This window comes from Pseudalkalibacillus salsuginis (assembly GCF_021646685.1).
Taxonomy (GTDB): domain Bacteria; phylum Bacillota; class Bacilli; order Bacillales; family Fictibacillaceae; genus Pseudalkalibacillus; species Pseudalkalibacillus salsuginis.
The window spans coordinates 254810-274717 of record NZ_JAKJHW010000001.1; the positions used below are offsets into that span (position 1 = coordinate 254810).

At 42.0% G+C, this 19908-nt stretch carries 22 protein-coding genes; all 22 read right to left on the minus strand.

What is annotated here, in order from left to right; all coding sequences use genetic code 11:
- Positions 1 to 32: 32 nt before the first annotated feature.
- The 22 genes from recN to spoIIIAA all read right to left on the minus strand — a co-directional run bounded on the left by recN (position 33) and on the right by spoIIIAA (position 19899).
- Complete coding sequence (recN, locus tag L1611_RS01335; RefSeq protein WP_236311245.1) at positions 33 to 1760, minus strand: DNA repair protein RecN; 1728 nt, start codon at positions 1758 to 1760, stop codon at positions 33 to 35.
- Between the two features lie 16 nt (positions 1761 to 1776).
- Complete coding sequence (gene ahrC, locus L1611_RS01340) at positions 1777 to 2226, minus strand: transcriptional regulator AhrC/ArgR (protein WP_236311247.1); 450 nt, start codon at positions 2224 to 2226, stop codon at positions 1777 to 1779.
- Positions 2227 to 2446: 220 nt separating this feature from the next.
- Positions 2447 to 3883: a UDP-N-acetylmuramoyl-L-alanyl-D-glutamate--2,6-diaminopimelate ligase gene (locus L1611_RS01345; RefSeq protein ID WP_236311248.1), complete on the minus strand. Its 1437-nt coding sequence runs from the start codon at positions 3881 to 3883 to the stop codon at positions 2447 to 2449.
- A 240-nt stretch (positions 3884 to 4123) separates the two neighbouring features.
- Positions 4124 to 4945, minus strand: a complete 822-nt coding sequence (locus L1611_RS01350) for a TlyA family RNA methyltransferase (protein ID WP_407681686.1) — start codon at positions 4943 to 4945, stop codon at positions 4124 to 4126.
- Between the two features lie 2 nt (positions 4946 to 4947).
- Complete coding sequence (gene dxs, locus L1611_RS01355) at positions 4948 to 6840, minus strand: 1-deoxy-D-xylulose-5-phosphate synthase (RefSeq protein ID WP_236311249.1); 1893 nt, start codon at positions 6838 to 6840, stop codon at positions 4948 to 4950.
- Between the two features lie 9 nt (positions 6841 to 6849).
- The gene (locus L1611_RS01360) at positions 6850 to 7464 is read right to left on the minus strand and encodes a hypothetical protein (protein ID WP_236311252.1); all 615 of its coding nucleotides are present in this window, start codon (positions 7462 to 7464) and stop codon (positions 6850 to 6852) included.
- Positions 7465 to 8196: 732 nt separating this feature from the next.
- Positions 8197 to 9084 carry a polyprenyl synthetase family protein gene (locus L1611_RS01365; RefSeq protein ID WP_236311253.1) on the minus strand — a complete coding sequence of 296 codons (888 nt, stop codon included), beginning with the start codon at positions 9082 to 9084 and terminating at the stop codon, positions 8197 to 8199.
- Positions 9085 to 9086: 2 nt separating this feature from the next.
- Entirely contained in the window at positions 9087 to 9320 is a 234-nt protein-coding gene (locus L1611_RS01370; RefSeq protein WP_236312006.1) for an exodeoxyribonuclease VII small subunit, read from the minus strand.
- The gene (gene xseA / locus L1611_RS01375; RefSeq protein ID WP_236311254.1) at positions 9320 to 10672 is read right to left on the minus strand and encodes an exodeoxyribonuclease VII large subunit; all 1353 of its coding nucleotides are present in this window, start codon (positions 10670 to 10672) and stop codon (positions 9320 to 9322) included. The genes L1611_RS01370 and xseA overlap by 1 nt, the downstream gene beginning before the upstream one ends.
- A complete protein-coding gene (gene folD, locus L1611_RS01380) occupies positions 10672 to 11538 on the minus strand; it encodes a bifunctional methylenetetrahydrofolate dehydrogenase/methenyltetrahydrofolate cyclohydrolase FolD (RefSeq protein ID WP_236311255.1) in 867 nt (288 codons plus the stop codon). The genes xseA and folD overlap by 1 nt, the downstream gene beginning before the upstream one ends.
- 14 nt (positions 11539 to 11552) lie before the next feature.
- Positions 11553 to 11945, minus strand: a complete 393-nt coding sequence (gene nusB, locus L1611_RS01385) for a transcription antitermination factor NusB (RefSeq protein WP_236311256.1) — start codon at positions 11943 to 11945, stop codon at positions 11553 to 11555.
- 181 nt (positions 11946 to 12126) lie between these two features.
- Positions 12127 to 12537: an Asp23/Gls24 family envelope stress response protein gene (locus tag L1611_RS01390; RefSeq protein WP_225063712.1), complete on the minus strand. Its 411-nt coding sequence runs from the start codon at positions 12535 to 12537 to the stop codon at positions 12127 to 12129.
- Between the two features lies 1 nt (position 12538).
- Positions 12539 to 13921, minus strand: a complete 1383-nt coding sequence (gene accC / locus L1611_RS01395) for an acetyl-CoA carboxylase biotin carboxylase subunit (protein WP_236311257.1) — start codon at positions 13919 to 13921, stop codon at positions 12539 to 12541.
- Between the two features lie 10 nt (positions 13922 to 13931).
- Positions 13932 to 14432, minus strand: coding sequence for an acetyl-CoA carboxylase biotin carboxyl carrier protein (gene accB, locus L1611_RS01400; protein WP_236311258.1), 501 nt, complete (start codon positions 14430 to 14432; stop codon positions 13932 to 13934).
- Between the two features lie 347 nt (positions 14433 to 14779).
- Entirely contained in the window at positions 14780 to 15313 is a 534-nt protein-coding gene (locus L1611_RS01405; RefSeq protein ID WP_236311259.1) for a SpoIIIAH-like family protein, read from the minus strand.
- 3 nt (positions 15314 to 15316) lie between these two features.
- Positions 15317 to 15967: a stage III sporulation protein AG gene (gene spoIIIAG / locus L1611_RS01410; RefSeq protein ID WP_236311260.1), complete on the minus strand. Its 651-nt coding sequence runs from the start codon at positions 15965 to 15967 to the stop codon at positions 15317 to 15319.
- 6 nt (positions 15968 to 15973) lie between these two features.
- On the minus strand, positions 15974 to 16585 hold the full coding sequence (gene spoIIIAF, locus L1611_RS01415) for a stage III sporulation protein AF (protein ID WP_236311261.1): 612 nt from the start codon (positions 16583 to 16585) through the stop codon (positions 15974 to 15976).
- Between the two features lie 17 nt (positions 16586 to 16602).
- Positions 16603 to 17760: a stage III sporulation protein AE gene (gene spoIIIAE, locus L1611_RS01420; RefSeq protein WP_407681699.1), complete on the minus strand. Its 1158-nt coding sequence runs from the start codon at positions 17758 to 17760 to the stop codon at positions 16603 to 16605.
- Positions 17761 to 17813: 53 nt separating this feature from the next.
- Positions 17814 to 18203 (minus strand): stage III sporulation protein AD, encoded by a 390-nt coding sequence (gene spoIIIAD / locus L1611_RS01425; protein ID WP_236312007.1) that lies wholly within the window; start codon positions 18201 to 18203, stop codon positions 17814 to 17816.
- A gap of 13 nt (positions 18204 to 18216) precedes the next feature.
- Complete coding sequence (gene spoIIIAC / locus L1611_RS01430; protein ID WP_236311264.1) at positions 18217 to 18423, minus strand: stage III sporulation protein AC; 207 nt, start codon at positions 18421 to 18423, stop codon at positions 18217 to 18219.
- A 19-nt stretch (positions 18424 to 18442) separates the two neighbouring features.
- Positions 18443 to 18955 (minus strand): stage III sporulation protein SpoIIIAB, encoded by a 513-nt coding sequence (spoIIIAB, locus tag L1611_RS01435; RefSeq protein ID WP_236311265.1) that lies wholly within the window; start codon positions 18953 to 18955, stop codon positions 18443 to 18445.
- Positions 18952 to 19899, minus strand: a complete 948-nt coding sequence (gene spoIIIAA, locus L1611_RS01440) for a stage III sporulation protein AA (RefSeq protein WP_265738326.1) — start codon at positions 19897 to 19899, stop codon at positions 18952 to 18954. The genes spoIIIAB and spoIIIAA overlap by 4 nt, the downstream gene beginning before the upstream one ends.
- Between the last annotated feature and the right edge of the window lie 9 nt (positions 19900 to 19908).

The following is a 19908-nucleotide window of genomic DNA, read 5'->3' on the forward strand; positions in this document are numbered from 1 at the left end:
CAAGAAAAAGCTACCCTTAAATGGATAGCTTTTCATGAAGTGATTTTCGCTTCGTCCGCAAACTGGATCATTTCTTTCGCATGTCGTTTTGTAAGGTCTGTCACTTCCACTCCAGAAATCATCCGTGCGATTTCTTTTACCTTCTGATCAAACGACAAAGGTTTGACAATTGTCAATGTGCGATTGCCTTTGATACTTTTTTTGATGTAAAGATGCCGATCAGCCATTGCAGCAACTTGTGGGAGATGGGTGATACAAAGAACCTGTGAACCTGTAGAAAGCTTTTGGATTTTTTCAGCAATTGCTTGTGCAACACGGCCACTTACTCCAGTATCGACTTCGTCGAAAATGATGGATGCGACTTCTTGCTGATTAGAGAAGATCGCTTTCAATGCAAGTATGATTCTCGATAGTTCTCCCCCAGACGCAATCTTCACCAGTGGCTTTAATGGTTCTCCCGGATTCGTTGAAATAAGGAATTCGACTTCATCCATTCCACTTTTCGAGAAACTGATTTTGTTTCCATCTATATCCGCTGAAACGTTTGAAGCCCCAGAAACCAATTCGAATGAAACCTTGAAGGTTGTCTTCTCCATGTAAAGATCTTTCAATTGCTGATGAATTTTCTTCTCAAGTCTTTCAGCAGCTTTCTTTCTTAGGGTGCTCAATTGTTTTGCTTCCAAGTATAGATCTTTACCGATTTCTTTAAGTTCTTCTTCCAATTGTCTGATCCGATCATCCTTGTTTGTAAAGGTATCGAGTTCCTCTTCTATTCGGGAACTATACTCTAAAATTTCTTCAACAGAATTTCCATATTTCCGCTTCAATGAATTGATTTCATGTAGACGCTCTTCAATAACGTCCAATCGGCCCGGATCAAATTCCATCGATTCGACGTAATTTCTGAGTTGGTGTGCGCTGTCTTCCAATGTATAATAAGCATTCGTCACTGCCTCTTGAATCGGCTTCAACTCTGGATCATAATCTGAAACATCTTCCAAGTGGCTCATAGCGAGTCCTAATACATCGATGCCTTTTTGCTCCCCATATAATGCTTGATATGCATCAGTAACAGACTGGTATAACCGTTCGAAATTACTCAAACGCTGCTTTTCCTCCTGTAATTCTTCATCTTCCTTGGGTTGTAGATTCGCTTGCTCGATCTCTTCTAATTGATATTGGATCAGATCAATACGGTGTACCATTTCCTGCTCATTTTCAGTCAAGTTCCTCAGCTGTTTCTGCACCTCTATGTAACGTTTGTACAATTGCTGATATTCCTGTATTGTCCGTTTCATATCACCCGAATTGTATTGATCCAATAAACTTAAATGTTTATCACTTTGCAATAAAAACTGGTGTTCATGCTGACCATGGATATCAATGAGTGATTGGCCAACTTCACGAAGGATTGCTAGTGTCACCAATTTCCCGTTTACACGACAAATGCTTTTACCTGAACTTGTCATATCACGTTTCAGGACGACCATTCCATCGCTTACTTCAATCCCAAGCCCTTGTGCTTTCTCGATTACAGGGTGATTTTCAGGAATATAAAAGAGGCCTTCAATTTCTGCACGATCAGTACCATGGCGCACGTACTCTGATGAGCCGCGCCCACCGATCAACAATCCGATGGCGTCAATAATGATTGATTTCCCCGCGCCTGTCTCCCCTGTCAAAACAGTAAGCCCGTCGTCAAAGGGGACCGTCACTTCTTCAATGATTGCAAAATTTCTAATTGAAATTTCAGTAAGCATATTTCCCCTCCCACCGTTACAACATATCCAAAAACTGTCGTGTAATATCAGGGCTATCCTTAGCAGAGCGACAAATGATCAATATCGTATCATCACCGCAGATTGTACCCATGATTTCTTCCCAATCAAGATTATCAATCAAAGCACCTACTGCGTTCGCATTACCAGGCAATGTCTTCATGATAATAAGGTGGTCTGTATGGTCGATATTGATGAAACTGTCGGTCAATGTACGTTTCAGCTTTTGCAGGGGGTTGAACCTCTGATCAGCTGGCAGACTGTACTTATATCGTCCATCCTGCATCGGGACTTTTACAAGATGCAATTCTTTAATATCACGCGATACAGTAGCTTGTGTAACATTGTATCCTGCATTTTTCAACCTTTCAACAAGTTCATCCTGTGTATCAATATCGAAATTTGTTATAATTTCCCTAATTTTTATATGCCTTTGTCCTTTATTCATCTCAATCACTCCACAAATTTGTACAAACATGTATATGCTTATCATATATGAAGTAGCTAAAATTGTACATCTTTTATGAATAAACATGAATATTGCTGTATATTGTTTTGTTCCCGATTTGGCTGAAATATATACTTTCAATTTTTCCTCCAAGAAAAAAAGGGATGCCCTGAGGGTTTGTATAGCTACAATCTCTGATAGGTCATTCCCCTTGAAGGATTTAATTGGTTAAATACTCAATCGTTTCTGCATCCGATGAAGTCGGAAGTGAATAGCTTTGTGTATAGGTCTCATGTCCTTTCCCCGTTATGACCACCCAATCACGGGAACTGGTTTTTTCAAGTGCATATTTGATCGCCTCTGTACGATCCGGAATGATGATCCCTTTTTGATTGCCGTATGCTTGATTCAAATTTTCCAGTGTTTCAATCATTTCGTTTTCAGACACATCGTTAAGGTCATCAAAGGTCAGGATATAATGATCACTATGTTCTGATGCGATTCTGAGCATGTCTCCTCTTTTATCAGTATCTGCATTTCCCCGGAAACCAAATACATGGATGACTTTATCAGCCCCATAATCATTTGCCGCTTTTAAACAATGCAAGATTGCATTTGCTGTATGAGCATAATCAATGACCACAGTGGCATCATTATGGTACTTATAAACATTGAATCGACCTGGAACTCCCGGAAATGTAACTAGTGATGATAAGATTTTTACTCTAGTCAGATCAAATTGGGATGCACCAGCATAAGCCATCACAGCATTGTACAGGTTGTGCAATCCCGGCATATTGGAATCAAGCTGAAAACTGGAATATCCGTCTGTGATTTGCAAGCTCGAATGTTTAAACTCTTCGATGCACAAATCAGCTTTTGAAGATTGTCCGATTGTGTAAACCTCATCATTATTTTGCCTTACTACTTTTTCTAGTTCATCACCCCATGGATCATCTATATTGATGATCGCCTTGCCACCTTCTTTCATTTTAAAGAAGAGACTCGCCTTTGTTTCAAAATAACGTTCCATTGTACCATGGTAATTCAAGTGATCATGAGATAGATTTGTAAAAAGGCAATAATCAAATGTCAAACCTTCTAAACGATATTGTGATAACCCATGAGAAGAAACCTCCAAAATCACTACTTGATCATTGCTTTTATAAAGCAATTCATTCAGTTTCAACACACTCGGCGTCGTATTACATGTATCAATTTCTTCTCCATTAATAATATTTTTTATTGTGCCAAATAAACTGCAGGAAATTCCATTCGATTCTAGAACATGTTTCAAAAGATAGCTTGTTGTCGTTTTTCCGTTCGTCCCAGTAATTCCGATCATGATTTTATCTTTTGCAGGATTATCATAAAACTTTTTAGATATTGCTCCAAGCGCTAATCTGCTATTTTTCACTTTTATATATGGTATAGGAAGGCCGGTAATATCAGCTTCCCCTATTACAGCTGCAGCCCCTTTTTGAATCGCATCGTTTATAAATGAATGGCCATCTGTTTTTTCCCCTTTAATGGCCACAAATAAAAAGCCTTGTTCAACATCCAGTGAACTGTCGGTTATCCTTTTTATTCGAATAGGAGGAAGGTTTCTATATTGTTCGTCATCAACTAAACTTTCAACTAAGTACTGTAAATCCATCAGGCTTTTTGCTCCTTAAATACTTTTGGCTTTTATTTACCCTAAAATGGTGGTTTTCATCCTAAATAGAAAAATTTAAAAAAATCATTCTTATTTAGTTTTTCCAGATGGAGAAGAAAAACCCCTTAATATACATTCGTAAATATGATGTATTTTGGGTCAATAAAATGGCTTTAATAGAACTAAAATAAAAGAGCTAATCCTACATCCATCAGAAGATGAACTGGATCAGCTCTTTTTTCAGTCCTTTTTCGATTCGTGCGCTTCATTTACGACCGTTTCTGTTTCACCTGTCCATTTGATCGAAGCAGATTCGTTAAAATCAGGCTTTCTCAAATGAAGCAGAAATTCTATGTTTCCTTCTCCACCGCGGATTGGCGAGTACGTACAATCTAATACATGATATCCCGTTTCATGACTGTATTTGATCATCCGATCGATAACTGCCTGATGAATTTTCCGATCGCGTACGATCCCCTTTTTTCCGACTTCTTCACGTCCCGCTTCGAATTGGGGCTTAATCAAGGCAACGACTTCTCCATTATGGACGAGGATCTCTTTTAATACAGGCAGAATAAGCTTCAATGATATAAACGAAACATCAATCGTGGCGACATGAGGCAAGCCATTATCAAAATCTTCAGGTTTTGAATATCTGAAATTGGTCCTTTCCATCACTCGCACACGGGAATTACTCCGAAGCTTCCAATCCAATTGATTGTACCCAACATCGACGGCGTACACGAACTGCACCCCATTTTGCAGTGCACAGTCGGTAAATCCCCCTGTCGATGACCCGATATCAATCATGATTTTATCTTTTACATCAAAGTGAAAGGTTTCCAACGCTTTTTCCAACTTCAATCCGCCTCTGCTTACATATGGAAGTGGATTTCCCTTCAATTCGATGGGTATAGTTATTTCAACCTTCTGACCAGGCTTGTCCAATCGCTCTTGTTCTGAATAGACAAGTCCAGCCATGATTGCTCTTTTGGCCTTTTCTCTCGTTTCGATCAAACCTCGTTCCACGAGCATCACATCAAGCCGTTCTTTCTTTTTCATACTTAATAGGCCCTTTGCTGTTTCTTCGGAATCATCCGTGATACGCGTTCGATGACCCCTTCTGGTGTCAATTCGATTTCTTCAAGCAATTGAGACACGCTTCCGTGCTCAATGAATCGATCTGGAATGCCCATACGGTCAATAACGGCACCCTGTATACCAAGGTCATGAATGAATTCCAGTACAGCACTTCCGAATCCGCCTTGGAGGATCCCTTCTTCGATTGTCAGAATCGGAATATGCTTCGTTATAAGTTCAGTAATCATGCCATTGTCCAATGGTTTAATGGAACGGGCATTGATGACAATCGCTGTAATCCCCAGTGTCTTCAATTTCTCTGCTGCTTTTAGAGCTACAGGAATCATCGTTCCGACTGCAAGGATTGCAATATCCTTCCCATCCTTCAAAACTTCCCATGTACCAATTTCGATCTTTTTCAATTCCTTGTCCATCGGAACACCGAGGCCCGTTCCTCTTGGGAACCTGACTGCGATAGGCCCCTCATCATATTCCGTTGCTGTATAGACCATATGCTGTAATTCATTCTCATCTTTCGGATTAAGGACAATCATGTTTGGTAAGTGGCGTAAAAACGCAATATCAAATACACCCTGATGTGTTTCACCATCTGAACCTACTAATCCGGAGCGATCCACTGCAAAGACGACATTCAGGTTTTGGCGGCAAACATCATGGACAAGTTGGTCATAGGCACGCTGAAGGAAAGTGGAATAGATTGAAAGGACCGGTTTCATCCCCTGGGTAGCAAGGCCACCTGCCATCGTCGTAGCATGCTGTTCTGCAATACCGACATCATAAAGCCGATCTGGAAACTCCTCACCGAACGCTTCTAACTTGGATCCAACTGTCATAGCCGGAGTCAATACGACGAGCCGTTCATCTTTACGGGCTATGGTCCTTAGTGTTTCGGAAACGACCTTGCTGTACCCTGGTCCAGCTACAGCCGGTTTGATGAAATCCCCTGACTCGATCTTGTAAGGCCCAGGGCCGTGCCAAGTCCCGACCGCATCTGTTTCGGCAGGCTTATATCCTTTTCCTTTCTGTGTCAAGACATGTACCAATACAGGTCCTTTGGTCTTTTTGGCGTACTTGATGTTTTCCATCAGATCATCCATATTATGTCCATCCACTGGTCCCAAGTAAGTAAAACCTAGTTCCTCGAAGAAAATCCCTGATACTAGCAAGTACTTAAGGCAATCTTTCAATCGCTCTGCAGTTGAAGCAAGACGCCCACCTGCAGGAACTTTTTTGATCAATGCTTCGAATTCTTCTTTTACCCGTTTATATTTCCCTGCCGTCCTTAAACGGCCCAAAACGTTGTGAAGTGCACCAACATTCGGGGCAATCGACATTTCATTATCATTCAAAATGACGATCAGATCTTTTTGTTCGTGGCCGATATGGTTCAAGGCTTCCAAAGCCATACCACCTGTCAAAGCCCCATCCCCAATAACTGCGATGATATCTTCATCAGTCCCTTTTAAATCCCGTGCTGACGCCATTCCCATAGCAGCAGAAAGGGAAGTGGAACTATGTCCGGTTTCCCAGACATCATGATCACTTTCAGAGCGTTTCGGAAATCCGCACAATCCTTTATATTGTTTCAATGTATCGAACTGCGCCGCTCTTCCTGTTAAAATTTTATGGACATACGCTTGATGTCCTACATCCCAAATGAATTTATCCTTCGGGCTTTCAAACAGTTTATGCAGGACTAAAGTCAACTCAACTACCCCTAAATTAGGACCTAGATGCCCGCCTGTTTTTGAAATCTTTTCGATTAAAAAAGTGCGAATGGTCGAGGCCAACTCTTCAAGTTGTTCTCCATCTAGTTTTTTCAAAAATTTAGGATCTTTGATTGATTCCAAATTCATGGAACATCCTCACTTTCCTTTTGTATTGCGTTTAAATTTAGTTCGGGCGGGCTGAGAGATCAATTGCTTTAACTTTAATCTTTCCTCAAAGAAATAGATTACTCGTCCTACCTGAAAAATAATGGAAGTGGAAAAATGAATGGCAAATGATTTACCAAATGCCTTCCCTCCAACAGTAAGCGCAGCAACTACGCTGGTAAATACAATTGATACGATATATTGAAAAGCAGTCGCGTCATCCCCGCCAAAGGCATCAGTCAACTGTACGATGACTACGGCAGAAGCCGTACCGCTTATTATACCAGATATGTCCCCAATAACATCGTTGCAAAAGCTTGCAACCCGATCGGCGTTACGACTGATGGCAATCGCTTGTCGCGAGCCTTTTACTTTCTCTGACGCCATTGCATGGAAAGGGACTTCATCTGCAGCTGTAGCAGCCACTCCTATAATATCAAATATAACGCCTATCAGCACAATCATAAATACAATAATCATGCCGGCGGCCCAATTGACGCCTTCTAGGGACAAGGTTGAAACAACTGAAAAAATAGCCGCTAACACGAGCGTGATAACGGCGATTCCAGTACTCCATTTTAAGGATTTATTGAAAACTTTATTCATCGGTACTCCTTTTGAATATATCATCATCGATAATTAGTTATCCTAATAGTTGTTTAGAATTTCATTATATGTATTGTGGAGTGGTCATTCAAAGAGTAAACACTGCGGCTTAGGTCCAGTAGGTTTTCCCAGAGAGGTACCAATGCGTTGCCACACTGGAGGTTTCCCTTTAATCCTCCCTTGACGTTGTCGCCAATCGTCAGACTAGATTACCACTTAGTCCGCACTATAATCCCCTTTGAACGTCACATGGAACAGTCTAGGAGTTTTCCTCAACAGTCTTTACCATTCCCTAGCCTCTTTCGCAGAGTCGATTTCATATGGTATAGAATACTCTTCAGCGGCCAACCGAAGATTTTTCCTCTTCCATAATCCCCTCAAACTCCACTCAAGGCAGGCTACGCTGCTCAACAGTAGTTTCTAGCGACCGAAAAAACCGTTGAATCAGGTTTATAACCCCAGTTCGCAATAAGGTATTAGCACACAAACCGCAAAGTTGAGGTCCTCCGCGGCAAAAGGGTCAACGCCCACATGCCATTGTGGATCGCCCTTCAGCCTTAACTCCCAGTGTAGACCCAAAGCTGGGCGCTTCGAGCCTATACAAGGAACTTCATCGATGTGCCCTTTGGCGGATTTTTAGGCCCGCCCTCAGAAATGGGAGACTGACTAGAATACTGCACCACTCCTCATGTAATTATAATATACCACAGGAACGGTTATGTCTCAATATTTCTAGTGATCCCTGCTGATCATAAAGTCTGTGAAATGCTCTAACCATTCATGTTTGATGCCTGCTTTATATAAGTGTTTCTTTGCATAATCCACTTCCCTGAACAACTGGTCTTTCGCCCCAGTAATGGTCAAAAGATTCGGGTATGTACTCTTGTTGTTTTGCACATCGCTGCCAATTGGCTTTCCGATTTTTGCTTCATCACCTTCTACATCCAAAATATCATCTTGGATCTGAAAAGCAAGTCCTAGGTGATGGGCGAATTGGATAAGATGATCCAGTTGCCGTCTTTCTCCCCCTGCGATCCGAGCACCTGCATAAATAGCGTAACCCAAGAGTGCTCCTGTTTTTTTACGGTGGATCTGTTCTAAATCGCCTAAAGATAGCGATTTTCCTTCTCCTTCAAGATCTGCTGCCTGGCCATCTACCATTCCCTCTGGACCCGCAGCTTTGGAAAGGTTCATGATCAAATCAACCTTCAATTCATCATTTAATAGCTTACAACCGGAAATCACTTCGAATGCATAGGTCAGTAAAGCATCCCCCGCAAGTATTGCCATCGCTTCCCCATAAATTTTATGATTGGTAAGGTTGCCTCTTCTGAAATCATCATCGTCCATTGCCGGTAAATCATCATGGATGAGGGAATAGGTATGGATCATTTCGACAGCACAAGCAGCATCCAGACCAAACTTGCTATCCTTTTCAAAAGCTTCGATCGTCATCAGCAATAAGGTGGGACGAAGCCGTTTGCCACCAGCTAAAATCGAATACAGCATCGCCTCTTTTAAGCTTGTATGCCCTTGGAGCCTATCAACCTTCCCTGGTAAGGTTTCATCAATTAAATTTTTCTTTTGTTGAAGGAGCTGCAAGAAAGTATTTTTGTCCAACCTCAGTCTTCCTCCTGTATCGTAAAGGGTTCTGTTTCCCCATTTTCCTTCAATAACTCATCCATCTGCTTTTCAACATCCTGTAACTTATCGTGGCATAGCTTTGAAAGCTTCATCCCTTCTTGAAATAGACGAATGGACTCTTCAAGAGGTACGTCACCTTCTTCTAATTTGCCGACGATTTCTTCGAGTTTCACCATCGCTTCTTCAAAGCTCTGGTCTTTTTTCTCTTCCATCACTTCTCACTCTCCTCAAGTCCCCATACTTGGCAATCCAATTTCCCGTCCTTCAAGCGGACAGTGACTTGATCACCTGGTTGTACTTGTTTCACGCTTTTAATAAGATTTTCAGTTCCCTGGTCATAAGCCAGGCTATAACCTCTTTCCATAATACTTAATGGACTTAAAGCGTTCAGCTTCCCGATTTTGTTTTGAAAATCCGAGCTGTTATGATCCAATATATTTCGCATTTCCTTTTTCAACATTCTGACCAATACTTGATGCTTGTCCTTTGATAGGTTAAATCGTCTTTCAGGATGATTGCGTTCCAAACGGCTTATAAGCTGATCGATTTGTTCAGCTTTTCGGTCGAAGGTTCTTGAACGTGTTTTTTGAAGACGTTCCATGGTCCGGTCAAGGTCTTGTTCTTTCTGTTTAACGAGTTGAAGCGGGTATCTGAAAGCATAAGACTTTTGATGATTATCCAGTAGGTTCCGCAACCTTTTTACATGCTCCGTTATAGCTCTTGTCAATCTTAGCTGTCGCTGTGTTACTCTTTCTTGCAATTCTTCAATATGAGGTACAGCTATTTCAGCAGCTGCTGTCGGAGTGGCGGCTCGAATATCAGCTACAAAATCAGCAATCGTAAAGTCTGTTTCGTGACCTACCGCAGAGATGATCGGAATGATGGAATGGAATATACTACGGGCGACGATTTCCTCATTGAAAGCCCATAACTCTTCAATGGAGCCACCGCCACGGCCGACAATCAGTATATCCCAGTTCCCTTGTTCATTAGCAAAATCAATAGCTCTTGAAATGCTCGATGCTGCATTCGGACCTTGAACCAGCACAGGCATAACAGTGACCTTTGCAATTGGAAAGCGCCGTTTAATTGTGGTTAATACATCTCGGACTGCCGCTCCTGTAGGAGAAGTAATAACCCCTATCCGTTTAGGGGTTGCTGGGATCTTCTTTTTTCGTTCAGGTGCAAAAAGCCCTTCCTTTTCAAGCTTCTTTTTCAATTCTTCGAATGCCAGAAACAAATTGCCGATTCCATCAGGCTGCATTTCTTTCACATAAAGTTGATACTGCCCATGCGGTTCATAGACGGATACTTCCCCTCGGATCAAAACCTTCATCCCTTCTTCAGGACGAAATTTCAAGAAACGGTTGTTCCCGGCAAACATGACGGAGTTGATCCGGCTGTTTTGATCTTTTACAGTAAAATACATATGCCCGCGGCTATGGTGTTTTACATTTGACAGCTCACCTCTAAGCCAAATGTCTTGGAGCTTTCCATCCATATCGAATTTACGTTTTATATAGCGGGTAAGCTCTGTGATGCTTATATATGGATCCTGTTGCATTAAAGCACACCTTCTATTTGATGACTCCACTTCGCTGACTGGACTGTATTTTGAAGGAGCATCGTGATCGTCATCGGGCCTACACCCTTCGGAACTGGAGTGATATAGGATGCAACCTGCTCAGCTTCTTCAAAATTGACGTCCCCTGTCAATTTACCATCATCTTTTCGGTTGATTCCAACATCAATCACTACAGCACCTGGTTTGATGAATTCTTTTCCAACAAAGTGCATCTTACCTACAGCAACGATCAATATGTCTGCCTGCCTTGTGATCTCCTTCATATTGGCTGTTCTGGAGTGACAATATGTAACAGTAGCATTTTCATTTAGGAACAATTGTCCAACAGGCTTTCCTACAATATTGCTTCGTCCGATCACGACGACATGTTTTCCTTCAATGGGGATACCCTTTGCCTTCACCATTTCGATGATTCCATAAGGTGTGCATGGCAAGAACGCGCGTTGTCCAGTCATCATCCTGCCGATATTGATCGGATGGAAACCATCTACATCCTTTTCTGGCGAAATCGCTTCGATGATTGCTGTTTCCGAGATATGCTCAGGTAATGGCAACTGTACGAGGATCCCATGACATTCATCATCGTTGTTATATTGGTTGATGATTTCCAGCAGCTTGTCTTCTGAGGTATCCTCAGAAAGTTCAATGAGCTTACCATCTATACCTACTTGCTTACATGCTTTCGTTTTCCCTCTAACGTAGGATAAAGAAGCAGGATTATCGCCGACGATAATAACAACTAAACCAGGGATGATCCCCTCACTTCTCAGTTTTTGTACTTCCTCTTTCATTTCATTCCTTTTTACTTCTGCAATTTCATTTCCCTTTATAAGCTCTGCAACCATCAATATCCCCTCCACTATTGGATCGTTTTGCTTATTTTTGAAAGTACGGCATTCACAAAGCGACCAGATTCGTCCCCTCCGAATGTTTTGGCAAGGTCAATCGCCTCGTTGAAGGTAACCTTGATCGGAATGTCATCAATATATAACATTTCATAGACAGCTAGCCGCAGTACAGTACGGTCTACGTTCCCGATTCGTTCAAAGCTCCAGTTTTCGAGATGTTCCTTAATAAGTGTATCAATTTCTTCCTTATGATCTGTTGTCCCTTCGACTAACTGGACAAGGAATTCATCTCGTTCTTGATCTTCCTCAAGAACGTGGCCAATCGCTTCAGAACGGTCTAATTGGCTTACATCTATTTGAAATAAAGACTGTAAAGCCTTTTCCCTTGCATTCCTTCTTTTCATATCGTGATACTTCCTTTCATTTCTTCTCTATCCGATGATAGCATAGAGACCATTACCTTTACAGCATACACATGTTTAATACGTTATAATCGAAAAACTGACTCGAAACGGGCAGACTCCTCTCGTTCTCCAATGGTGGTAATAGGAGGAGTCTACTGTTTGTTTTGAGCCAGTTCGCTGATCAATATTCTTGATCTTCTTCCATTGCCGGATTCACTTTACCTTCAAATTGCACACCGACCACATGTACATCGATACGATTTGGTTCTAAAGCTGTCATCGTATGGAGTGTGTGTCTAATGTTTTCCTGGATCTTTTCAGCTGTATCTGGGATCGATACACCGAAACTCATCGTTACGAAAACATCGATGTTGATTCCTTCTTCAGAAAGCTCGACCTTTACACCCTTACCAAGTGATTTTTTGCCGAAACGTTCAACTACCCCGGAAGCAAAGTTCCCACGCATTGCGGAAACTCCTTCTACTTCCGTAGCAGCAAGACTAGAGATCACTTCAATTACTTCTGGTGAGATTTCAACCTTGCCTAAATTCGCATCCTTTTCTTCCATTTCAAATGTTTGATATTCGTTCATACTACTCACCTCCATTTGAAGTCCGCTTTGATGATTTTGATGTTAAATCATAGTTCTCTAAAAATTTGGTATTGAATTCACCGCTATTGAACTTTTCATGATCTAGTAAGCGCAGGTGGAATGGAATGGTTGTATCAACACCGTCAATGACAAACTCACTCAATGCACGTTTCATCCGGCGGATCGCTTCTTCCCGTGTGTTCCCATAAGTGATGACTTTCGCGATCATCGAATCGTAATAAGGTGGAATGAAATAACCTGGATAGGCGGCTGAATCGACACGAACACCTAGCCCGCCTGGCGGCAAATACATTTCGATCCTGCCAGCAGAAGGCATAAAGTTCTTATCCGGATTCTCTGCATTGATTCGGCATTCGATCGACCAGCCTTCAAACTTGATGTCATCCTGGCTATAAGATAACCGCTCACCACTTGCAACTCGAATTTGTTCTTTGATTAAGTCGATACCTGTGACCATTTCTGTAACAGGATGCTCTACTTGGATCCTTGTATTCATTTCCATGAAGTAGAAATCACCGGTATTGTGCTCGAAAATGAATTCTACCGTACCCGCTCCAGAATAATTCACTGATTGGGCTGCCCGCACTGCAGCTTTTCCCATTTCTTCCCGTTTTTCAGGGTCGAGGGCTGGAGAAGGGGTTTCTTCTAACAGTTTCTGCAAACGACGCTGAATCGAGCAGTCACGTTCACCCAAGTGTATTACATTTCCATGGTTGTCACCAAGCACCTGGATTTCAACATGGCGGAAATCTTCAATGTATTTTTCAATGTACACACCTGGATTTCCGAAAGCTGATGCAGCTTCTTGTTGAGTCATGTTGATCCCTTTTACTAGCTCTTGCTCAGTACGGGCGACACGGATTCCTTTACCTCCGCCGCCGGCCGTTGCCTTGATGATGACAGGGTACCCCATTTCCTCTGCTAATTTTATCGCTTCCTCTTTGGTTTCAATGATCCCTTCAGAGCCTGGAACGATCGGAACTCCAGCTTCCTTCATCGTCGATCTGGCAACATCCTTCGTCCCCATTCGACTGATCGCTTCAGGGCTCGGTCCAATGAAAGTAATATTACATTCAGCACAAATTTCAGCAAAATCAGCATTCTCAGCCAAGAACCCATAACCAGGGTGTATGGCATCAGCACCAGTCAATGTTGCAACACTCATGATGTTTGTAAAGTTCAAATAACTTTCCTTCGCCAGTATGGGGCCGATACAATAGGCTTCATCTGCTAAACGTACATGCAATGATTCCTTATCGCCCTCAGAATATACAGCGATCGTTTCAATGTTCATTTCCTTACAAGCTCTGATGATCCGGACAGCAATTTCTCCTCGGTTCGCTATGAGTACTTTTTTTATCATTGAAATCACCTTATTGTTTTTTCACAAGGAATAAGGGTTGTCCATACTCGACCAGCTGTCCATTTTCTGCGAGTATTTCTACTATTTCCCCATTCACTTCCGCTTCGATTTCATTGAAGAGCTTCATCGCTTCGATAATACAGACGATCGAGTCGTTGGATACTTTGTCGCCTGTCTTAACGTATGAATCTTCATCTGGGGAGGGAGATGCATAAAATGTACCGACCATTGGTGATTCGATCTTATGTAGTGATTCATCCATTTCTTTTCCAGGCTTTTCATCTTCGCTCTTTGGTTCAGGCTTTTCTTCTACTGTTTGCGGATTTTGTTGTGGTACTTCCGCTTGAACAGGTGCCTGGGTTACTGCTTGAGGTGTTTGTTGTACTTCCGGCTGTTCCTCTACACCTTTCTTCATTGTGATCTTTGCACCTTCTTGTTCATATTCGAATTCATTAATAGAAGATTGATCGATTAATTTGATCAATTCACGAATTTCTTGAATTTTGAGCATAATTTCCACTCCTTCATTGTTTCTACTATTTTATAATCATTATAGCATAATTCAAACTTTCTAAAACTTACCACCTTACTATGTGAGCTGGTACTAATTCGTTTATATCATAACACACTCTATTTGGGGAGGGTACCGATTATATTTTTTAGTCGCATCGTACCGAAAAGAAAGTGCGGCTGATTAATATATAGGGTATTTGTTCCTTTATTTGGTCATAAGGAAACTGAAATTTGATTTTTTACATCTTTTCTGTCACGTTACGAGCCCTTGTATCCGATAAATTATTTTAAACCCTTCAAATAGGAAAAAGGCAGCCCAGAGGACTGCCTCCCTTCTATGATTGATTAGTTCTTCGCGACTTGGAATTGGACCGCTACATGTTTGTTGCCAAGTTGTTCTTGAGCCTTGCGCATGATTGCATTCGCTTCACTTTTACTTAATTCTTCATTAGCGCGTACAATGATCTGAACTTCTGCATCCATCGTATTGACGAGGACATCTTCATAGCCCATTCCCTTGATCAACGTTTCGAGGGTTTCTTCCTTCATCGCTAGTTCTTGTAATTCTTCCAACTGACCAAGGGCCTGTGATTGGACTTCGGCTGAAACACTGGTAGAAGCAAGGACCTCATTGTATTTGTCTTGAAGCTCAGAGCGCTTGTCTTCGATCTTCATTCGGAGTTCTGTAAACATCTCGTCGCTGTCAACCTCTGTCACGACCGAATCTCCAGTCGCTTCTTTAGCGCTTTCTTTCTTATCCTCATTCTGAGCAGCGAAGTCTGTCGGAGATTGTTCCGGTGTAGTGATGTAATACACGGATAAAACGATAATCAAGCTCAACATTGTCAATAACCAAACCGTTTGTTTTTTCAATAACATACATTATTCCCCCTTCTGCTTTTTCGGTCCAACACTCACTTTATGACTGGGTACGTCAAGCACCCTCGAGACCGCTTCGATAATCCAACTTTTCACTTTCATGTTTTGTGCCCCATCAGCTAAAATAAGTACGCCTCTCACCTCCGGCTTTTCGGTAGTGACTACAATCGGCTGTTCACCGTTTTCACCTTGGATGATGATGACTTTTTCCTCCGTTTGAAGGTTTGTGGATTTACGCTTCCCCCCATGTTGGTCAGTTTCATCAGTGGTAGAATCTTGTTTTGAGGTATCCTTTTCGTAAATTGTTTTTGAAGTGGAATCAAGAAAGACCATTACACTGGTATCTTGAACTCCCATCATTTCATCGAGGATTTCCTTCAATTGGTTCCCGTAATGTTCTTCCATCTCTCTTATCGAAGAAGGATCGTCTGATTTTTTTATTGAGAATGTCGACTTGGATTCCTCGTCATCTTCTGTTGAGTTCATAGCTGGAGTCGCATCTGGTGTACTTATCAGGTTTTGGATGAGCATCATGGCAATCCCGAAGCCGAGGATAAGTAAAATGTATTGGGATTTACGGTTCAGCTTCATGCCATCTTTGTTGGATTTCAGAATCGATTTCAACCATTCATTCTGTTTTTTCTTATCAGACATTTGGCATTACGATCCTCCTTCCTCTACAAGAACGATTTGCTCAGGTGACACTTCCCACTCTTTGGAAAGAAAAGCCTTGATCTCTTTCAAGTCGGACGATTCCTCGTCAGGCTCTTTGATTTCTCCTGTATTGATCTCCACCTTTTGGATGGTTTCAATCGCATCTTCAACGCTCGATTCACTTTCCAAAGTGGCACGGATGAGCCACTGACTCTTTTCTGGACCAGCTTGGGATTTTTCCTGTATCACCACATCCTTTAACCTTTTCTCATATTGGTCTGCCAGCTTATCTACTACTTTTTGTCGTAGTAGGACAGCCATTTGTTCTAAAATATATGCATCTTGTGAGGCTTGTATTTCACTTTTCTTGTTTTCTATCAAATTTTTCATCTCTCCATCGTTTATCACAGTTTCACTTAATCCCAATGATGCCAGTTCTTGATTGAGATCTACGGAAAACATCTTGATCATTGGATTCAGGATGGCGATGATCAAGAGCAGCCCGATGACGACTTTCACATATTTTTGAAATGCATTAGAGGGCAGCAGTAATTCCAGGATGGTCGCCAACAGGATGATCAGAATGATGTTCGTCACCCATTCATTAATAAAAGACACTCGGATTCCTCCTCCGCTCACCTCATCATCAGTGTGAGATTTCCAGCTGCAATCATCATCGTTACCGCCAGGAAAAACATGAAACAAACGATGGACAGCGCTGCAAAAATAAACATGACATTCTTGCTGATGATCGTTAAACATTGGATGATCGGACCACCACCCAACGGTTGTAAAACCGCAGCAGCAATTTGATAGATCAATACGAGAGATAGGATTTTCAGCGCAGGAAACGCACAAAGCAGGATCAAAATAACAACTCCTGCAATTCCGATTGTGTTTTTCAATAATAATGAGGCGCTTAAGACGGTGTCTGTGGCGTCCGTGAACATCCGACCGATAACAGGGATGAAGTTCCCAGTTATGAATTTAGCGGTCCGGATCGCCACTCCGTCGGCAACCGCAGCAGTTGCCCCCTGTACACTTATGACTCCTAAGAAAACAGTAAAAAAAACAAGCATAGTTCCTATCGCTATACCGCGTAGCAAATTAGCGAGCTGGGTCACTTTATAATGATCGGTCAGCGTACTCACGATACTGAGCAATGCTGAAAGGAGCAAGAGAGGGAGGACGAAATGCTGGATCAACAACCCGCTCGTATTCACAAGGAAAATGATGAAGGGATGGAAAAAAGCAACCGATGCAATACTCCCTGTTGTTGCCATCAAAGCTAGTAATAAAGGAATAAGTGCGATGATGAATGAATTCATATTTTTGATCGCATCAATGGTATAGTCAGCTGCAACATGAAAGCTATTAAGTGCAATGACGATCAACACCATGTAAACAATCCCATAAGCGACTTTACTTACTGCCTGGTTTTCAAAGGCGTTCTGCATCGTCTGAAGGAGCATGCTGAAAACCGTTAACATGATCAGCATCCCAAGAAGCTTCCCATTTGTCAGGATCTCATGAAATAGATATTTAAGAAGACCGATCGCCCATTCTTTCAATGAAAAATCTTGATCGCTTTGGATGAACTCTAGTATACTGCCCTTTTGGCTTTCCGGTAAAAACCCGCCATATTCACTTCGGATTTTGTTCCAGTATTCACGAATATCATCGAGGTGTTCGTCTTCCACCTTCAAACTCGCTTTGATCTGTTCTTTATCACCCGTTTGCGCATTTACATGATTGAAAGGTTGTCCCACATATATACAAAAAATGACAGCCATAACGATCCCGAACACGACTTTTATCTTTGAGTTGATTGGCATGTCATTCACTCCTAATTTGGCAGGAAATCGATAATCGTTTCTATCAAAACAGTAAGGATCGGGATCGCCATTACAAGAATCAGAACCTTACCAGCCAATTCAATTTTCGCAGCAATCGATCCTTGTCCCGCGTCCCGAGTGATCTGAGCTCCAAATTCAGCGATATAGGCAATACCGATGATTTTCAAGATCGTTTCGACATACACCATATTCAGATTGGCGTTGGTTGCAAGACGCTCCAACATCATGATCACAGCTTGTATTTTTCCTATTAAAAACAAGAAAACAGTCGCACCGGCAAAAAGAATCACGAGGAAAGAAAAAGCAGGCTTCTGTTCCTTAATGATAATCGTGAGAAATGTAGCGATCAGGCAGAACCCTACAATCTGGATGATCTCAATTGGAACCCCCTCCTCATCCCTGGAAGAGAAACACACCTCTTATTTGTTGGAACAGATCGTCTAACAATGTAATGACGATAAAAAGGACAAGAACAAATCCTATCAATGTAATCCAGTGGGCAATGTCTTCTTTTCCCATCTGTTTCAACACGGTATGTAACATGGCAACCACAATACCTATCCCAGCAATTTGAAAAATAGTATTAACATCGTAAGGCATCCTGCTTTCTCCTCTCTAGCTAAATCAGCAAAATGACAATCAATAACCCTACTAAAACCCCAAGACTCTTGACCATATTTTCATAGCGGTGCTGTATATCCTCTGCTTCTTTCTCTTCCCGCTCAAGATGCACGATCGTAAGCCGGATCTGCTTCTGTTGATGATCGCGGTCATGTCGGCCTAATGTAGCTCCAAACTGCTTCAAAACTTCGATTTCACCTTTTTGGAAGGCAGTATGCTTTTTTATGATTTCTAGGCTCTCCTCCCATGCTTCTTGAACAGTGCACCTTCCCGTATACAAACGGCCGGCTACTTCTTCAAAGAAAAGGGAGAGCGGTGCTTTCATTTGTTTGGAAAGATTCATGCTTGCTTCATAGATGGGAGTCAGTCCATAAACGATCTCAGCTTCAAGTGATTGAAGAGCAACCTTTAATTGCCTCAACTGTTTCGGTCGCTCTTGGAGACGCTTAGCCCATTCGAATCCTGCCCAAGTGGTTGCAAGAATGATACAGACAGCTCCAATCACATTCATGTAGCGGTTCGTTCCTGTTCATAGTTGATCACCTTGAATCCACTATCTAAGACTCGTTTGATTCGACTTGGGCTATTGGTTTGAGACATTTCTATAAAACGGTCGAACAATTGAATGTCTAACAGCGTGTTGATCGTAGGTCGTTTCAAGACATCTTCGATACTGTATCCATGTGCTGTCATGATCATCTGCACCCCTGCATTCATAGCTTCTAAAATGGCTTCAGAATCTTCCTGCCTGCCGATCTCATCAACGATGATGACTTCTGGACTGAGGCTTCTGATCATCATCATGACCCCTTCTGCCTTCGGACATGAATCAAGCACATCGATCCTCGTTCCAAAGTCATGCTGCGGAACACCCTTGATGCAGCCCGCTATTTCAGAACGCTCATCCACAATTCCAACTTTTGATGTTGGAATGTTCCGTTCTGGCATACCTGTACTTGCAACTCTTGCCAAGTCCCTCAAAAGCGTTGTTTTACCAGATTGAGGCGGTCCGATGATCAAGGTGTTCAACCACCTTTTTCTGAAAAGAAAAGGGGCGACCGGCTCTGCAATCCCTATTTTTTGCCGAGCAACCCGGATATTGAAAGAACTGACGTCTTTAATAGCTTTGACTTGTCCTTTTTCTGTAATGACCTTGCCGGCAAGTCCAACACGATGGCCGCCTTTTATCGTGATATAACCCCTTTTCAGTTCTTCTTCAAAGGCATATAAAGAAAATTGGCTCAACTTGTTCATGAGTTGGATTCCATCTTGAAATGTAACAATATACGGATCCCCTAGTCCTGTTTTCGGATATACCGGTTTTCCCCCACAAATAATCTCAAGCGGACGGTTGATCCGAACCCTCACTTCCTCAACTGACTCCTCTGGATTTTTGATCGGGGAATATAGGAGATCCCTTAATGAATCTGGCAGCATATCAAGAATTTCTTCCATGGTACATCC

Bases quoted from the DNA above. Each gene is read 5' to 3' on its own strand.
- L1611_RS01370 (WP_236312006.1), bottom strand. From the start codon at position 9,320: ATGGAAGAGAAAAAAGACCAGAGCTTTGAAGAAGCGATGGTGAAACTC.
- L1611_RS01350 (WP_407681686.1), bottom strand. From the start codon at position 4,945: ATGAAAAAGAAAGAACGGCTTGATGTGATGCTCGTGGAACGAGGTTTG.
- spoIIIAC (WP_236311264.1), bottom strand. From the start codon at position 18,423: ATGCCTTACGATGTTAATACTATTTTTCAAATTGCTGGGATAGGTATT.
- xseA (WP_236311254.1), bottom strand. From the start codon at position 10,672: ATGCAACAGGATCCATATATAAGCATCACAGAGCTTACCCGCTATATA.
- dxs (WP_236311249.1), bottom strand. From the start codon at position 6,840: ATGAATTTGGAATCAATCAAAGATCCTAAATTTTTGAAAAAACTAGAT.
- spoIIIAE (WP_407681699.1), bottom strand. From the start codon at position 17,760: ATGGCTGTCATTTTTTGTATATATGTGGGACAACCTTTCAATCATGTA.
- nusB (WP_236311256.1), bottom strand. From the start codon at position 11,945: ATGAAAAGAAGGAATGCAAGGGAAAAGGCTTTACAGTCTTTATTTCAA.
- spoIIIAG (WP_236311260.1), bottom strand. From the start codon at position 15,967: ATGTCTGATAAGAAAAAACAGAATGAATGGTTGAAATCGATTCTGAAA.
- spoIIIAB (WP_236311265.1), bottom strand. From the start codon at position 18,955: ATGAATGTGATTGGAGCTGTCTGTATCATTCTTGCAACCACTTGGGCA.
- L1611_RS01405 (WP_236311259.1), bottom strand. From the start codon at position 15,313: ATGTTATTGAAAAAACAAACGGTTTGGTTATTGACAATGTTGAGCTTG.
- spoIIIAA (WP_265738326.1), bottom strand. From the start codon at position 19,899: ATGGAAGAAATTCTTGATATGCTGCCAGATTCATTAAGGGATCTCCTA.
- L1611_RS01345 (WP_236311248.1), bottom strand. From the start codon at position 3,883: ATGGATTTACAGTACTTAGTTGAAAGTTTAGTTGATGACGAACAATAT.
- folD (WP_236311255.1), bottom strand. From the start codon at position 11,538: ATGGTTGCAGAGCTTATAAAGGGAAATGAAATTGCAGAAGTAAAAAGG.
- recN (WP_236311245.1), bottom strand. From the start codon at position 1,760: ATGCTTACTGAAATTTCAATTAGAAATTTTGCAATCATTGAAGAAGTG.
- accB (WP_236311258.1), bottom strand. From the start codon at position 14,432: ATGCTCAAAATTCAAGAAATTCGTGAATTGATCAAATTAATCGATCAA.
- L1611_RS01390 (WP_225063712.1), bottom strand. From the start codon at position 12,537: ATGAACGAATATCAAACATTTGAAATGGAAGAAAAGGATGCGAATTTA.
- ahrC (WP_236311247.1), bottom strand. From the start codon at position 2,226: ATGAATAAAGGACAAAGGCATATAAAAATTAGGGAAATTATAACAAAT.
- accC (WP_236311257.1), bottom strand. From the start codon at position 13,921: ATGATAAAAAAAGTACTCATAGCGAACCGAGGAGAAATTGCTGTCCGG.
- L1611_RS01360 (WP_236311252.1), bottom strand. From the start codon at position 7,464: ATGAATAAAGTTTTCAATAAATCCTTAAAATGGAGTACTGGAATCGCC.